Source organism: Catenuloplanes sp. NPDC051500, from assembly GCF_044454585.1.
In the GTDB taxonomy this organism is placed as follows: domain Bacteria; phylum Actinomycetota; class Actinomycetes; order Mycobacteriales; family Micromonosporaceae; genus Catenuloplanes.
Genome location: NZ_JBITDX010000043.1, coordinates 1 through 16,030, shown reverse-complemented (window position 1 = coordinate 16,030; position 16,030 = coordinate 1). Strand labels below are relative to the sequence as shown.

The window sequence follows — 16,030 nt, the reverse complement described above, 5'->3', positions numbered from 1 at the left end:
CTTACTCAACGTGTGCAACGCGGCGAGTCGGCAATCAGATCGTTTCGGCCCGGCACGAGCAAGATCACACGCCGATCAAGCGCTAAGTCGCGAAATATGCAGACAATCCGACAGCGTCGGCCGTTGTGAAAAGATCAAGACCTACCGAGGGGGTACGGGCATGAGCGACACCGACCTGATCGCACGCATCGAGGAGCAGGAGGAGCGACTGCAGTTCACCCGCTTCGACAACGACGACGCCTGGCGCCTCGGCGTGCTGCTCGCCGACACCGCCCGCGAGCGCGGCCTGTCCGTCACCGTCGACATCCGCCGCGCGGGCCAGCAGCTGTTCCACGCCGCGCTGCCCGGCACCGCGCCGGACAACGACCGCTGGATCGACCGGAAGGTCCGCGTGGTCGAGCGCTTCCAGGCCAGCTCCTACCTGGTCGGCCGCCGCCTCGCAGCCAAGGACCGGGCGCTTGACGCGGCTCAGGGCGTCGACCCGGCGGACTACGCCGCACACGGCGGCGCGTTCCCGATCCGGATCCGCGACGTCGGCGTGGTCGGCGTCATCACCGTCTCCGGCCTGCCCCAGGCGAACGACCACGCGCTTGTGGTCGAGGTGCTTGAGTCGTTCCTCAGCTGATCAGCCCTGCGGGTCCGGCGCCGGTGCGTCGCCGCTGATCACCTGGTTCGCCGGCGGTGGGCCGACCGCCTTGGTGGCCTTCTGGTCCTCCGGGCGCACCCGCTCCGGCATCTGCCGCCAGCGCTCGTTCGTGCTCTTCTGCTGCTCCATCAGCTCAGCGTGACACACCACGGCCCCACGCACGTGGAACCCCACAACCGGATCATCCAAGACCGGCGGGCCCGGCCTCGGTCAGCAGGTCAAGCACCGCGGTGTAGTGGTGCCGCTTGTCCGGGCGGGCGTGGCTCGCGGCGTAGGTGAGCGCGGGGACCGCCGGCGGCCCGATGCGGACCAGCGCGTCGGCGGCGGCCCGGCGGACCGCAGTGCGTGGGTGGACGAGCAGGCCGGCGATGGCGGGGATCGCCGGCCGGTAGGCGGCGTGACTGAGCGTGCCGACCGCGGACCTGACCACGTCCGGCTCGGGATCGTCGAGAAGCACCGCGGTGTGGCGCAGGTAGGTGGCGCGGTCGAGGACCCGCCGCCCGGCGCGATGGGCCTGCAGTCTGACTCGGGACTCAGGATGGTGGAGCAGGCCGGCCAGCACTCCCTCCAGTTCGGGGTCGGGCCGGCCGTCCTCGTGCGCCTCAGCCAGGCCGGTGAGCGCGCGACGGATCTGTGCGGGGTCTCCGCTCCGGGCCAGCCTGATCAGGTCGGCCCGCGCCGGTCCGCCAGGGCTGTCCGGCGGCTGCTGTCGCTCCCGCAGCGCCGCGAGCGTGGCGGACTCGCCGCCGTCCGTGCCAGGTGCGCGTAGCGGCCCGTCCACCAGGGTGAGCCGGTCGGCGAGGTCGTCCCGGCCGCCGGCCCGCAACCGCCGCACGGTCTCGGTCAGTGCCGGCGTGCGCAGCAGCGGCCGATCGGCGAGCAGATCGAGGAAGCCCCAGGCGCCCGCGTCGAGGCGGCCCGCGAGGCGCTCCGCGACGGTGTCGTCCGGGACCTTCCCGAGTGCCTGTGCGGCGGCCGCACGGGTGGCCGGTCCACCCCGCTCCCACAAGTCAAGCAATGACGGGAGCAGGCGGTGGAGGCTGTCCGGGTCGAGGTGCCACGCGGCGCGGGCGGCCCGCTCCCGGAAGGTCTCGGTGTCGTCGTCGAGCGCGAGGCCGGTCAGGGCGCCGGCGAGATCGGCGGTGAGCGTCACGTCGACCCGCCCGTCCAGGTACGCGCGCAGCACCGCGCTCCTGGTCTCCGGCTCGGGCCAGTGCCGCAACGCTGAGGCCGCGGCGTCGCGCCGGGCGGCGTCCGGCGCATCGAGGGCGGCGAGCAGGCGTGCGCGTTGGGCAGCCGACCGCGGCTGGTCCAGGTCGCCGTCGCGCGGCGTCCGGTAGGGCTCGACGGCCCGGTGGGCGTCCTCGGCAAGCGTCCAGCGCGGCGCGTCGATCGGCTGGAGCGCCTCCATCCAGTCCAGCAGCGCGGCGCGGGCCTCCTGGCCGGTCGACGCGAACACGTCGATGAGCGCGTCGAGACGCTCCCGCGACGTACCCGGGTGGTCCGCACGGGCACGGAACACAGCAAGGGCCGCGGGGGTACGCGCGGCGGCCTCAAGTGCGAGCCGCCAGGCGGCAGACCCACCGGAAGTGGACGCGGCGGTGGAAACGGCTGTGGAAGCGCACGCGAAGGCGTCGCGGAGGAGCGCGGCCTCGGCACGCCAGGGATCGGGGCCGAGCCGGGCTGCGGCAAGCGCCTGCTCCAGGTCGGCCCGGGTCAGCACGGCGCCGCACCGGCGAAGCAGGGTAAGCGTCGAGCGTCGCCCGGCAGCGGTGGGCGGCAGCGCACGGATCCGGGAGACGAGGCCGGGCGTCTGCGCGCCCAGCTCCGGCGCGACCGCCTCAACCACCGCGAGCAGCTCGTCCCGGTCGTCACCTGTGGTCTCGGCCAGGCCGCTGACAAGCGTACCGGCGGCGTGGGTGATGGTGTTGACCTCGTCTGCCGACCACGGGGCGGGACAGAGCCGCACGGTGAACAGGAGGATCGAGGCGCGGGCATCAGGCACGGCGTCGGCCAGGCGGAACCAGTCCGCGAGCATCGGCCGCAACCTGTCCACCGCCGGCCGGGCGACGTCGGTGTGCAGGCGCGCCTGCCGGTGGACGAGTCGCAGGGCGGTCTCGGCGTCCCAGCCGTCGAGTGCAAGCGCGTCGACGTCCTCGTCGGCCCGGTCGTCGGTGGTCGCAGTCCGCCTCGACGGTACGGCGATCCCGTGCGCCGCCAGCTGTGCGGCAAGCTCGTCGACGGTGCCGGAGGCGAGCGTGACCCGGCCCGCGGCGACCATCGCGAGCAGGAGCGGCGCGATCGGTGACCCCTGCCGGGCCAGGGCGTCGGCGGCACGCGCTGACGGCAGCCGGCCGAGCCCGTCGAGCAGCAGCTCACGGGTACGGTCGTCGCCGGACCGCTCCGCCGCCGCGAGGACTGTGGCCGGGTAGGCGTCGCCGAGGATCGTCCGGAGCGCCTCGACGAGCGTGGCGCGCAGCCCCGGGTTGTCGTGGTGGCCGAGCCAGAACAGCAGTGCGGGCACCACGGCGGGCGTGCCGGCCCGCACCAGAGCCTCGGCGGCGGTCTTCTTGATGTTCATGGTGGGGTGGTCGAGACATGCCGCGATGGCGGGCGCGGCCCATCGGGCCCGGATACCCCCGAGCGCGCGAAGCGCCTGCCGGACCGTAGGCGTGTCGCCCGCGGCGGTGAGCGCGATCAGGCTTGCCGAAAGGCCGTCGACGCCGTCACCGGCGGCGAGCAGCGCGATCACCTGTTTGCGGACGTGGCGGTCGCGGTGGCGCAGCAGCCGGTGCACCCTGGCCCTGGTGCCCGGGTACGGGGCCTCCCGCAGCAGGGCCAGCAGGATCGCCTGTTCGCCGGCGGAGAGGCCGGGACGGTCCAGCAGGTCGAGCGTCACGGTCGCGACGAGCGCGTGCCCGGCAGCGTCCGCGTCGGCGGCCTCGCGCAGACAGAACGGCCGGAGTTTCCCCCTGTGGTGGAGGCGTGCGCCGAGCGCGCGGACGGCGGCGACCACCTCCTCGGGGACGGCGGGTTCCTCCTCGGGCACCGGCTCGGACGGGGCCGCGAGGCCGGACACGATCCGCAGCAGGACGTCGGCGATGCTCGGCAGCGTGCCGGCGTCGCCGTTGCGGGCCAGCGTGACAAGCGCCCGCACGGGATCCTCCGGGTCGAGGTCCGCGGCCAGCAGGGCCAGTTCCCGGCGGTCGGGGGCACCGAGGTCGGACACGATCCGGCGGGGAAGGTCGCGCGGGTCGAGGCGGGCCAGGATCGTGCGCCGCCGGTCCGGATCGTCTGTGAGATGCCACAGCAGTTCGAGCGCGTGGTGGCGGACCGGCCCGTCCTCAAGCGCCGCCACCGTGCGTGACCCGCCGATGGCCTCGAGCGCGTGCAACGCCGCATCGGGCGCCCGCGGCAACGCGTCGAGGACCGCAGCCTCGGCCGGGTGGTACTGCAGCGCGCGGATCGCGTCCAGGAACGGACGCGGCCGGGCCGCCCGGGTCAGCACTCCGGTGATGACGTCGCCGACCGGAAGTCCGTCGTCTCCCTGACCGGCCAGGCCGACAAGCAGCGCCAGGCGCCGCGGCCACGACGGGTCGTCGGCGTCCTCGGCGACAAGCGCGCGCAGGGCCGCGTGCCGGCAGGTGAACAGGATCGTGGCCACCTCCGCCGCGTAAATACGGTGGTCGGCAAGCGCGAGATCCACCACCGCGGCCGCGTCGTCGGCGCCGGGGAAGAGGCCACGCCTGTGCATCGCCCGCAGGCACGCGACCGCGGACCCGCCGAGCAGCAGCGGGTCGGTGGCCGCGAGCGCCGTGATCTCCGGAATGTCGGCACGCCCGGCGAGCGCGCCCAGCGCCTCCAGGGCCGTCTGCCGGGATCGTGGCGGCATCGCCTCGTCCGCGATGACGTCCCGCAGCAGGTCGCCGTGTCCGTGCCGGGCCGCGACCGCGAGGGCCGCGTCGATCCCGTCCGGGTCCGGCGCCGCGCCGGGCGAGGCGGCCAGGAAAGGGCTCAGTCGTTCCCGTGGGATCGGGGCGAACGCGGCCCACGGCTCGGCGAGCTCCCGCAGCGCGGCGACCGCTTCAGGTGTGCGCGGGTGGTCGAGCAGCCGGTCGATATGCTCGCGGGCCCGGCCCGGAGCCAGCAGCGCGGCGTGCAGCCCTTCGCGTGCCAGACGCAGCGCCGTGCCGCGCAGCACCGGGTCGGCGCTCCGGGACAGCTCCCGGACCAGCTCCTCGGGTCGTACCGGCTCGATGTCGGTGAGCGCCTGGTAGAGCAGCTCGCCCGCCGGCTCGCCCCGGAGGATGCCCGGCTCGTTGGCGATCTCCGCCCGCAGCCAGGCGATCCGCACGCGGGCCGGCAGCTGCGCGTCCCGCCAGCGCGGCCGGGGGAGATGCCGCCAGAGCCGCTGCTGGAGACGGGCCAGGAGCAGCGAGGTCTCCGGCGGCCCGTCAGGCGTCCGGGGAAGCAGGCCGGCCAGCTCGGGCTCCTCGGCCGGGTGCCTGCCGATCCGTGCGTCGAGCAGCTCCAGGCCCAGGTGCCGCAGCAGGGGGTCGTCGTGACGGACGAGCAGCCGCAGCACAGCCGGTGTGCAGTCCTCCGGGCGGAGGTGGGCGGCGAGCCAGCCGAGGTCGCCACGCCGCACCGCATCCCGTACCGGCCCGCTCACCCGTGTCATGCCGCCCGATGCTAGAGGCTGCATCGCGATGGCCCGGCACCGCCGGTGCGCTCCGTCTCATGCCGGATGTGCCGCCGCACCCGCGCTCCGGGCTGTCGTCGTCGCTCCGGGCCGGCTGGGCGGGAACGGCTCAGCCGGCGGTGACGGAGATCGTGTGCTGGCCGGTCGCGCCGCTCGGGAACGGGGTGGCGCGGTCCGCGGTCTGCACCGTGCCGTTCCGGTCGGTGGCGCGAACGCGCAGCGTGTGGCCGCCAGGTGCCGGTGTCCAGGGCAGGCGCCACTGGACCCAGGTGTCGTCGGTCGGCGGCGGCAGCACTGTCGCCGCCTGCCAGTCGCCGTCGTCGATCTGCACCTCGACCGCGGAGATGCCTGTGTGCACCGCCCACGCGACGCCGGAGATCGTCACGCTCTCGCCGGACGTCACGCGGGTGAACGGGGCCGGACGATCGACGCGGGATGCGATCTTGACCGGGCCGTTGGCCGCCCAGCCGCGTTCGACCCAGTACGCGTCGTACGCGTCGAACGTGGTCAGCTCCAGCTCGGTGATCCACTTGCAGGAGCCCGCATAGCCGTACAGGCCGGGCGTCAGCATGCGGACCGGGAAACCGTGGGTGATCGGCAGCGGCTCGCCGTTCATGCCGAACGCGAGCATGGCCTCACGGCCGTCAAGCACCACGCTCGTCGGGGTGCCGATGGTCATGCCGTCCGCACCGCGCGCCACCAGCTGGTTCGCGGCCGGATCGACCCCGGCCTCGTCGAGCAGCTCGCGCAGCGGCACGCCCAGCCAGCGCGCGGTCCCGGTGTAGGGCCCGCCGACCTCGTTGGAGACACAGGTCAAGGTCTGAAACCGTTCGAGGGTACGCCGCGCGAGCAGCTCGTCGAGATCGAGTGTGACCGGATTGCGCACCATGCCGTGGATCCGTAGCTTCCACTCCGCCGGGTCCAGTTGGGGAAGCGTGAGCGCGGTGTCGACGCGGTAGAAGTTCGCGTTCGTGGTGAGGAAGTCGGGCGGGGTGCCCGGGGGTAGCGCGGGCGCCGGGTCGGTGGGTGGTGGCAGGCGCACGGCCGCGCGGTTCTCGGCGGCTGACCGGCCGGCCCGAGTGCGCAGCAGGGCCGTGGCCGCTCCACCGGCCGCGGCGCCCGCGGCCATCAACGCGAGCGCGGTGAGGAAGCCGCGTCGCCCGTTCGTGGGGGCCGCCGTACGGGCGACCCGGAGGAGGTAGGTCAGCGCGACCGCCGCGACCGCACCGGCGACGAGCGAGGGCAGCGCGTCAAGTGGTCCGCCGGTCGGGCGGGTCACCGCGGCCGCCGCGCCGGCCAGACCGAACGCGGCGCAGCCCAGCAGACCCCAGAACAGGTTGCGGCGGGCCGCGATGGTGAGCAGTACTGACAGCACGGCCATGACGACCGCAATGCCGGTGAGCAGGAGTGGCTTGTCCGCGGTGCCGAACGTGCGTACCGCGAATTCCTTGACCGGGGTCGGCGTCGCGTCGATGACCGCGGCGCCGACGGAGAGGACCGGACTGGCGCCCGGCCGGGCCGCGGCGGCGAGTAACTCGCCCGCCGCGACCCCGGCACCGGCCGCGATCAGCCCGCTCAGAGAGTGGGCGCGCATGATCAGCTCTTCGGCATGAGCACGGTGTCGATGATGTAGACGGTCGCGTTCGCGGTCTGCACGTTGCCGCAGACCACCATGGAGTTGCCGTTGACCGTGAAGTTCTCGCCGCTGCCGGTGACGGTCAGCTTGCCGCCCTGAAGCGTCTCGTGCTCACCCGCGAGCTGCGCGGGCGCCAGCCGGCCGGCCACCGCGTGGAACGTGAGGACGTCCGTGAGCTGCTTCTTGTCCGCGAGCACCTTGTCCAGGTCAGCCTTCGGGATCTTCGCGAACGCGTCGTTGGCAGGTGCGAACACGGTCAGCGCGGGCGCGCTGTTCAGCGAGTCAACCAGGCCGGCCTCCTTGACCGCTGTGACAAGCGTGCTGAGCACCGGGTTGCCGGACGCCGCGGTCGCGACCGGCACCTGCGCCATCGCCTGGAAGCTGCCCGCGTTGCTCGGGTCGGTCGGCACTGCCGCACAACCCGCGCCGAACTCGCCCGAGGTGGCCGCCGCCGCGCTGCTCGCCATCCCGGTCGCGGCCGGCGTGGCCATCCCGGTCGCCGCCGTGCTGGTCTCCGCCTCGTCGCTCCCACCGCAGGCGGCGAGGCCGAGGCAGAGCGTGGCGGCGGTCGCGATGGTGATCATTCGCATGGTACGCATGGTGATATGTCCCCTCATAGTGACTTGAGTCCGGGTCAGGACTGTTATGAGGGATTCGGCGACCCCCCGGCGGACGGATGGGTGGGGTTTCAAAAAACTTCCCGGCAGGTCCCCCGAAGGAACCTCAGACCTGGGCGCCGACGGCTGCACGAACGGCATCAGCGCAGGTGGGAGGGCCTGTGCAGGGTCTGGCGCCGGGCACGGCGCGGCTGCCGGCGAACGGCTCGCGCGGCGGGCGCCCGCGCCGACGGTCCACCCGGCGGCGCGTATCTGGCGGCGCGCATCCGGCGGCGCGGGCATTCGGCGGCGCGCGTATCCGGTGCCGTCTGAGACGGTGGTCAGATGGCCGGCGCTCAGAACGTGATGTAGAGCCCTCGGCCCGCCTGGTCCGCGGCCGCCAGCATGCGCTGGACCGCGTCGATTGCCGGAGTGCGCGCCGGGACCCGGGTGAGCGTGGTCAGATGCTCCCGCACCGTCGCCCAGGTGAGCAGGTACGAGCCGCGGCGACCCGGGTCGAACGCGCCCATCGCCGCGCCCAGCACGATCGGCCCGCCCGCGTCGCCGAACGCCGCGTCCAGCTCCAGGATCGCGTCCTGCCAGAGCGTGCCGAGACCGACGTCGTGATGCGGCAGGTAGAAGGCGGTGAGCGCCAGCGCGGCCAGCTCCTGCGGGTCGGCCGGCGGCGGGGTGCGGCCCCAGGTCTCCACAAGCGGCACCCTGCCGGCCCGGAGGTCGGTCAGCCGGGGCAGGTTCCCCTGGACGAACGCCTGCAGCCCGGCCGCGTGCCCGTAAGTCACCGCCTGGTCGAGCGCGGGCCGCAACTCCCGTTCAAAAGCCTCCACATCGAGGGTGTACGCCCGGTGCGGCACCGGCGTGCCCACCGCGTACCGCCGGGTGGATTCGGTGGCGCCCTTGATCGCCCGCGGGTCCAGCGACCGCGGCGCGGCCGGAGCCGGGTGCCACTGCGGCGCGACGGTGGGCTGAGAAACCGGGGACGGCTGCGGCGCGGGGGCCGGAGCGAGGACCGCATGCGGTGCAGGCGCCGGGTTGGGGACCGCATGCGGTGCGGGCGCCGGGTGCGGAGCGGGAAGCGGGTGCGGCGCGGGGGTCGGGTGCGGTGCGGGGGTCGGGTGCGGTGCGGGCGCCTGGAGGTGGGGTGGCTGCTGAAGAGAGGCCGAGAACGGCTGGCCGGATCGCCCGTCCGCTACCGGCGGGGTGAGGGCCGGGCCTCCGGGCGCGTCCGGATAGCCGCGTAGCGCGTGCATCACCCGGCCCAACTCGTCGAGTGCCATCGTGCCGCGCCGGAACTGCAGGAACGACAGCACCGCGACCGTTACGGCCGCGACGAGGAGGACCACGGCCGCGGCGACATAAGACGGCACACTGGTCGGGTTGTCGTCCACCGCGAGGGACGAGGCCTGCGCCGCACCGGGCGTGAACAGCAGGAACGCGAGGGCGATCATGCTCGCGGACCCCAGTCGCCGAATCATGCCGCCACCTTCGCCAACTCGGCCTTACGGACCATGACCGTCTCTCGCAGCGCCTCAAGCGCGGCGAGCCCATCCGCTTCCTCGCCAACCTGCGGCGGGGACCCCACCGGCGAAGTCGGCACCATCGAGGGCGGCAGCAAAGCCATCTGCGATGCGGCCCCTCCCTGCCCCGACGGCATCGCCTGTCCCGTAGGCATCGCCTGTCCCGTCGGCATCACCTGCCCCGATGGCATCTCGTGCCGTGTCGGCATTACCTGCCCCGGCGGCATCGTCTGCGGCGAGGGCATCGTCTGTGGTGACGGCATGGCGTGCCCCGGCGGCATCGTCTGTGGTGACGGCATCGCCTGTGGCGACGAGACTGCGTGCGGCGACAGGGCCGCGTGCGCAGAGAAGGGCATCGGCGCCGGCGAACCCTGAGGCCCTTGCGGCCCCGGCCCCTGAATTCCCGGTACCTGAGGGCCCTGCGTCGGAGGCACCGTGAACGGTCGGGGTGCGACAGCACCTACAGTGTCGCGGAGCACCCGCCATCCCGCCGCCGCCAGGTCGTACTGTGCGGCGAGCACCCGGTCCAACGCCCGGCACGCCGGGAAGCCTGAGGTCCGCAGCACGGTCCCGCGCAGCCACAGCCGGCGGGCCGGTGACAGCAGCACGCCCAGCTCCGCGCCGGTCACCGCGCCCCGTCCGGTTGCCACCTCGGCGTCAAGCGCCGTCGCCAGCCCGGCGCGCACGCTGCGGGTCCCGGACCAGAGCAACACCGCGCACAGCACGAGCGCCGGTGACTGCACCACCAACTGGACGAGCGGCTGCACAAGCAGATAGTCGGTCGCCGACTCGCCGAGCGCGTCGGCGCGCAGCGACACGTACCAGTGGAAGGCGCTCACGGTCAGTGCCTGGTTGCCGATCGCGGCGAGGAAGCCGCAGGTGATCACGACTCGGCGCAGCTTCGGCTCCCGGAGTCGGGTCGCCGCGCCAAAACCCGCGCCGGTCAGCGCCGTGAACAGTGCGTTCCCGGTCAGCAGGCCGTACACCTGGAGGGTCCAGAACTGGTAGCCGCCCTGCAGCGCGATGTTTGGCAGCGTGTGCGCCAGGTTGAAGCCGAGGCCGGTCGCGGCGCCGATCGCGATGCCTGATGCGACGCCTGTGAACCGGTTCCGGAAGTACAGGTAGATCAGCCCGACCCCGGCGCCCTTGCCGAGCTCCGAGGCGACGGCGGAGAGATTCTGCTGGTAGCCGCTTGCCAGCCAGCGCGCGGCAAGGATGTCCGGCGCGTTCTTGGCGTCGCCGATGAACAGTGCGGGCAGGTAGTCGGCGAACCAGGTGGCCATGCCGGCCGCGAACCCGTAGGCGACGAGGGCGCCCCACGACGCCGCGACGATCAGGAGCCACCACGGTACGCGGCGCAGGCGTTCGACGCGGCGGACCAGCCACAGCCCGGCTGCGGTCGTGGGCAGGCAGAGCAGCAGCCACAGCGCGTTGCGGCCGATCGCGTGCCCGGCCAGGACCAGGTACGGCGCGAGAAGCGCGACTGACGCGAGCACGCCGAGGATGGTCAGCGGCACCCGGCCGCGCTCCGGCCCGGCGAGCAGCCGGACCCCGAGCGCGGGCACCGCGAGCGCGAGCGCGACAAGCGCCCCGGCGACCGCCGCCCAGAACGACACGTGCACCTCGGCCGGCCAGACGTCGGTGAGCAGCCCGAACCAGCTCTCCTCCACCTGGTCCGAGGTTCGCTGTGCCAGGTCGTACCACATCTGCACGAGCCAGGCGGCTGCCAGCGCCATCGAGACGTATACGAGCGGCGCGGACCGCAGATTCCGGGCGCTCATCGGGTCGTCCTCGGGGTCGGCACGGAGACGGGCTCCGGCGGTGGTGCGGCGTGGCCGGCGACGAACGCGCCGACGATCATGAGTGTGCCGAGAACGCCGGCCAGCAGCATGGTGCGCAGCCGGGGGTGGGGCTCGAAGCCGGGCGGGGTGCCGGGGGTTCCGGACACGCCGCGGACCAGTGCGGCGGCGGTCCACACCCGGGGTGCGGCCGGCCGGCGGCGCAGTCGGTAGGAGGCGACAGCGGCGACGATCCCGAACGCGGCCGCGCCGAGCATCAGCCAGGCGGGCAGCCACGCCTCCCAGGTGAACCGCGTCTGGAGGTACTTTCCCTCCTCGAAGATCGACGGCGCCTGGGCGAGCATCGCCAGGTGCAGGCCCGCGGCGCCGAGCATCAGCAGCACCAGCAGCGCGTCGTGCACCAGGTAGAGGCCGCAGGCGAGGGCGAGCGCGGAGAGCACAAGCAGCGCGCCGGCGCCGTACAGCGTGGCGGTGATCTCGTCCGGGTAGCCGACGTACTCCGTGATGTAGCTGCTCGACTGCACGTCGGTGGCCTCGGCCATGATGGCGGTCGCGAGGAGCGCGAGCCAGAGTGGCCCGGCCACGCGACTCCACCCGGACCGGACGCCGAGCGTGAGCGCGGCGGCGAACGCCATGCCGAGCAGCAGACTGAGCTTCTCCGTGTCGAGCGCGACGAGAAACGCGGCGAGGCCTGTGGCGTCGTCCCGAATGTAGATGTCGGCGGCGTCGACAGGGATCGCGTCCCCGCCCTCGAATGTCAGTCCGGGCAGGTTCAGGCCGGTCGCCGCCCATGCACAGCACAGAACGGCACCGATCAGCCCGATCCATCGCCCCGTACGATCGATCATCCGCAGCACGGTAGTGCAGCCGCACGGCGTACCCTCAGGCCGGGTGTTGACGTGGGGTTGGGCTTGTCGGCAATTGCCTTGTTTTGGCCGCAACTGCGGGCACGCGCCGCGAGACTGACCGCATGACGACCGCACCGTTGAGTCGCCGGCAGGTGAACGTCGTCTTCACCGCGATCCTGCTCGGCATGCTGCTGGCCGCGCTGGACTCGACGATCGTCTCGACCGCGTTGCCGACAATCGTGGCCGACCTCGGCGGCGCCGGGCACATGTCCTGGGTCGTCACGTCCTATCTGCTTGCCGAGACCGTGGCGACAGTGCTTGCGGGCAAGTTCGGCGACCTGTTCGGCCGGAAGGTGATCTTCCAGGTCAGCACAGTGGTGTTCATCGCCGGCTCGATGGTCTGCGGGCTGGCCGGCGACATGCTGGTGCTGATCGCGGCGCGCGCGGTGCAGGGGATCGGCGCGGGCGGGCTGATGGTCACCGCGATGGCGCTGATCGCGGACGTCATCCCGCTTCAGGACCGCGGCCGCTACCAGGGCGCGCTCGGTGCGGTCTTCGGTGTCACCACGGTGGTCGGGCCCACGCTCGGCGGCCTGTTCACCGACCATGCGAGCTGGCGGTGGGCGTTCTACATCAACGTACCCGTGGCGATCGTGGTCCTGGTGGTGTCCGCCCGCGCGCTGCCCTCGGTCAGGGCTGTCGCGCGCCCGGTGATCGACTACGCGGGTGTGGCGCTCGTCGCGCTGGGTGCGTCCGGGCTGATCCTGGCCCTGTCCTGGGGCGGCAGCGAGTACGCCTGGCGCTCCCCGATGATCATCGGGCTGTTCGCCGGCTCGGTGGCGCTGCTGACCGCGTTCGTGGCGGTGGAGCTGCGGGCGCGCGAGCCGATGCTGCCGATGCGCCTGTTCCGCAACTCGGTGTTCGCGGTCTGCTCCACGCTCGCGTTCATCGTCGGCTTCGCCATGCTCGGCGCGATGACGTTCCTCCCCACCTACCTGCAGTACGTGGACGGCATCTCCGCCACCGACTCCGGCGTGCGCACGCTGCCGATGGTCGCGGGCCTGTTCATCATGTCGATCCTGTCCGGCATCGTGGTCAGCCGCACCGGGCGCTACCGGGCGTTCCCGATCATCGGCACCGCGGTGCTGACCGCCGGGCTCTACCTGATGTCGACAATGCGGCCCGGCACCGGCGCGCTGCGCGAGTCGCTCTACATGTTCGTGCTCGGCTGCGGCATCGGGCTCTCCATGCAGGTCCTCACGATCGTCGTGCAGAACACGGTGCCCTACGGGGACCTCGGCACCGCCACCTCCGGCGTCACCTTCTTCCGTACGCTCGGCAGCTCGTTCGGCACGGCGATCTTCGGCACGCTCTTCACCAACCACCTGACGCCGAAGCTCGGGGCCGCGCTGTCGTCGACCGGCACCGACCCCGCGGTCGCCGCGAACCCGCAGGCGCTGCACAACCTGCCCGAGGCCCAGTCCGCGCCGATCGTGGCGGCCTACGCGGACACCATCGGCTACGTCTTCCAGTGGGTCGTACCGGTCGCGCTGGCCGGGTTCCTGGTGGCGTGGCTGCTCAAGGAGCGACCGCTGCGTGACAGCGTGCGCGCGGCCGCGACAGACGTCGGCGAGGGCTTCTCCGCGCCCGACTCCGCCGACCGGGTGCTGGCGCTGGAACGCGCGATCGGCGACACCATCCGCAGGACCGGTGGGACCGGCGCGTTCATGGACCGCCTGATCGCCCAGACCGGCGCCGCGCTCAATCCGGCACAGGCCTGGGCGGTCGGCCAAACCCACCTGCACACGCGGGCCCGGGGCCGCGCCGAGCTTCCGGCGATCGCCCGCGCCCACCGGGTGCCGGCCGAGGTGCTCGCGCCGGTCTTCACCGACCTGGAGAACGCCGGATATGCCCGGGTCGAGGCGGACGGCGAGGTCACGCTCACCGAATCCGGCCAGGCACAGCTCGACCGCATCCGCGGCGCGGCCCGCGACTGGCTCGACGCGAACCTCGACGACTGGACGATGACCGGGCCGGGCGAACGCGCGCTCGTCGATCAGGCGCTTGACAACATCGCCATCCGTCTCACCGACGAAGTGCCACGCTGACAAGCAATGCAGGTACCCCGTCACGCCGGGGTCACCGTCCGCATGCTCCCGCGGGCAACGGTCGGCCCCGAGGGGGCCTCCCTGCGGGATCCGCGGGCGCAAGAGCAGGGCAGTGCCGGTGCTGACGATCGCGGTCAGGGTTCTACCAGGGGATCTGGCCCTCGTCGGACATGAAGGAAGCGGTCGGGCGGTCCGGGCCGGTGGCCAGGTCGATCGCGATCGCGGCGCCCTGCGCGGCGGTGCGGTCAAGCGTGATGCCGAGCGCGGTGGCGAAGTCGGTGTTACAGGCGCCGGGCGCGATCGCGTTGACAGTGATCCCGTCGTCGGCAAGCGCCTTCGCGTACTGGACGGTAAGCATGTTCAGCGCGGTCTTCGACGGCGGGTAGCCGGCCATCGTGCCGCGCGCCGCGAAACCGTGGTCCGGATCGGTCATCCATCCCAGCGACGCGGTGCCGCTGGAGACGTTGATGATCCGGGCGTCCGTGCTCTGCCGGAGCAGCGGCAGGAACGCCTCGGTGACCCGGATGACGCCGTACACGTTCGTCTCGAAGATCGCCCGGATCGTGTCCATCTCGACCGCGCCGGGCACCTGGTTCCGGCCGCCGGAGATGCCCGCGTTGTTGACAAGGACGTCCAGCCGCCCGAACCGCTCCTGGACCTCCTTGGCCGCCTGCGTCACCGACGCGTCATCTGTCACGTCAAGCGTCACCTGCTGCGCGCCGATCTCCTGTGCGGCCGCGGCGCCCTTCGCCGCATCGCGTGCCGCCACCACCACTGTCAGCCCGCGTGCCACCAGCCCTGCCGCGATCGCCGCGCCGATGCCCTTGTTCGCCCCGGTAACCAGGGCGATCCTTTCGTCTGCCATGCCACCATCCAACCACCGGCGGGCCGCCGCCTTCAGGATCGATCGGGTGGGCATCGATACCCTGGGGATATGGACGATGTGGAGACCCGGGAGCTGCGCTACTTCGTCGCGGTCGCGGAGGAGCTGCACTTCGGGCGCGCGGCCGACCGGATCGGGATCGCGCAACCGCCGCTGTCCCGGGCGATCCGCCGGCTCGAACACCGGCTCGGCGTCACGCTTTTGGAACGCACCAGCCGCTCCGTCGGCCTCACCCCGGCCGGGGAGGTGCTGCTCAGCGAGGGTCGGACCGCGCTCGACGCGGTCGCCGCCGCCGCCCGCCGGACACGCCGGGCCGGTCAGGCCAGCCCGGCTCTCGTGCTGACGGTGAAGGCAGGCGGCGACGCCGGACTACTACCGAAAATCATGAGTGGGTACGCGGCGCGCCCCGGATCCGTACCCGTGGAGCTGATCTTCTCGCTGAGCGAGCGGGCCGCCATGCTGCGTGACGGGCGCGCCGACGTCGGCCTGCTGCACCACCCACAGAACGATCTCACCGGCCTGGACAGCGAGCCGCTGCACACCGAGGACCGGGTGCTCGCGCTCGCCGAGAACGACCCGCTCGCCGCCCACCTGACGCTCACGCTCGCGGACCTGGCGGGCGCGCCGATGGCGCAGTGGCCGGAGGGCGTGGTCACCGGTTCCGGCCCGCAGGTCACCGGCACCGGCGAGCTGTTGCAGCTCATCGCGCTCGGCCGGGCGGTCGCGCTCGTCACGGCGTCCGGCGCGACCCGCCCGCACCCGGGCGTGGTCTTCCGCCCGGTCCTCGACGCCGAGCCGTCCACACTTGTGGTGGCCTGGCCGGAACACTCCCGCTCCCGCCACGTCGCCTCGTTCGTCGAGGCCGCGGTCGCCGCCGCGCGGGACCGGTGACCGGGCGGGCTCGTGCGGTCGGCGCTGTCTGGGATTGGTGATTCAGCGGGCTCGCGGAGGTCGGTGCCGCCTGGGGCGTTGGGCGCTCAGCGGGTAGTGGTGGCCCGGTCCGCGATGATGCGGTCCAGCTGACCTTTCGCGATCAGGATCAGCGTTGGGCGCTGCGCAGTCTTCGGCGCTGTGCGGCGACGGTCGCTCTGCGGCGCGACGTCTTGCCCTGTGTTGGCTGGTGACGGTGTACGCCCTGCCCCGACATCTCTGTCCATTGGTGGGGTGGGTCGGCGGGGGGTGTTTGCCTCCGGCGGCCCTCCGGGGGGAGCGCTCCGGCTCCGGGGCAACCGGAAGCGCAGGTCAGCTTCGCTGGTAGAGCTTTGTCGGTGGTTGGG

At 73.0% G+C, this 16,030-nt stretch carries 11 protein-coding genes; 3 read left to right on the top strand and 8 right to left on the bottom strand.

Going from position 1 to position 16,030, the window contains the following annotated elements; all coding sequences use genetic code 11:
• The first annotated feature begins 160 nt into the window (after positions 1-160).
• A complete protein-coding gene (locus ACIA8K_RS40165; RefSeq protein ID WP_396068758.1) occupies positions 161-625 on the top strand; it encodes a heme-degrading domain-containing protein in 465 nt (154 codons plus the stop codon).
• On the opposite strand, the gene ACIA8K_RS40160 is transcribed toward ACIA8K_RS40165, so the two are convergent.
• From ACIA8K_RS40160 to ACIA8K_RS40130, 7 genes are all read right to left on the bottom strand, one after another.
• The gene (locus ACIA8K_RS40160; RefSeq protein ID WP_396068757.1) at positions 626-775 is read right to left on the bottom strand and encodes a hypothetical protein; all 150 of its coding nucleotides are present in this window, start codon (positions 773-775) and stop codon (positions 626-628) included. It lies immediately after the preceding gene.
• A 52-nt stretch (positions 776-827) separates the two neighbouring features.
• The gene (locus ACIA8K_RS40155; RefSeq protein WP_396068756.1) at positions 828-5,327 is read right to left on the bottom strand and encodes a HEAT repeat domain-containing protein; all 4,500 of its coding nucleotides are present in this window, start codon (positions 5,325-5,327) and stop codon (positions 828-830) included.
• Positions 5,328-5,457: 130 nt separating this feature from the next.
• Positions 5,458-6,942 carry a molybdopterin-dependent oxidoreductase gene (locus ACIA8K_RS40150; RefSeq protein WP_396068755.1) on the bottom strand — a complete coding sequence of 495 codons (1,485 nt, stop codon included), beginning with the start codon at positions 6,940-6,942 and terminating at the stop codon, positions 5,458-5,460.
• Positions 6,943-6,944: 2 nt separating this feature from the next.
• Positions 6,945-7,574 carry a fasciclin domain-containing protein gene (locus ACIA8K_RS40145; protein WP_396068754.1) on the bottom strand — a complete coding sequence of 210 codons (630 nt, stop codon included), beginning with the start codon at positions 7,572-7,574 and terminating at the stop codon, positions 6,945-6,947.
• A gap of 362 nt (positions 7,575-7,936) precedes the next feature.
• Complete coding sequence (locus ACIA8K_RS40140; protein ID WP_396068753.1) at positions 7,937-9,073, bottom strand: hypothetical protein; 1,137 nt, start codon at positions 9,071-9,073, stop codon at positions 7,937-7,939.
• Complete coding sequence (locus ACIA8K_RS40135; protein WP_396068752.1) at positions 9,070-10,896, bottom strand: PrsW family glutamic-type intramembrane protease; 1,827 nt, start codon at positions 10,894-10,896, stop codon at positions 9,070-9,072. The genes ACIA8K_RS40140 and ACIA8K_RS40135 overlap by 4 nt, the downstream gene beginning before the upstream one ends.
• Positions 10,893-11,762, bottom strand: coding sequence for a hypothetical protein (locus ACIA8K_RS40130; RefSeq protein ID WP_396068751.1), 870 nt, complete (start codon positions 11,760-11,762; stop codon positions 10,893-10,895). Before ACIA8K_RS40130 ends, ACIA8K_RS40135 begins: the two co-directional genes overlap by 4 nt.
• Before the next feature lie 122 nt (positions 11,763-11,884).
• On the opposite strand from ACIA8K_RS40130, the gene ACIA8K_RS40125 reads away from it, so the two are divergent.
• The gene (locus ACIA8K_RS40125) at positions 11,885-13,870 is read left to right on the top strand and encodes a DHA2 family efflux MFS transporter permease subunit (protein ID WP_396068750.1); all 1,986 of its coding nucleotides are present in this window, start codon (positions 11,885-11,887) and stop codon (positions 13,868-13,870) included.
• 142 nt (positions 13,871-14,012) lie between these two features.
• Here ACIA8K_RS40125 and ACIA8K_RS40120 read toward each other — a convergent pair whose 3' ends face one another.
• On the bottom strand, positions 14,013-14,735 hold the full coding sequence (locus ACIA8K_RS40120) for an SDR family NAD(P)-dependent oxidoreductase (RefSeq protein WP_396068749.1): 723 nt from the start codon (positions 14,733-14,735) through the stop codon (positions 14,013-14,015).
• 69 nt (positions 14,736-14,804) lie between these two features.
• Here ACIA8K_RS40120 and ACIA8K_RS40115 point away from each other — a divergent pair, with 69 nt between their 5' ends.
• Positions 14,805-15,644, top strand: coding sequence for a LysR family transcriptional regulator (locus ACIA8K_RS40115; RefSeq protein WP_396068748.1), 840 nt, complete (start codon positions 14,805-14,807; stop codon positions 15,642-15,644).
• Positions 15,645-16,030 lie beyond the last annotated feature (386 nt).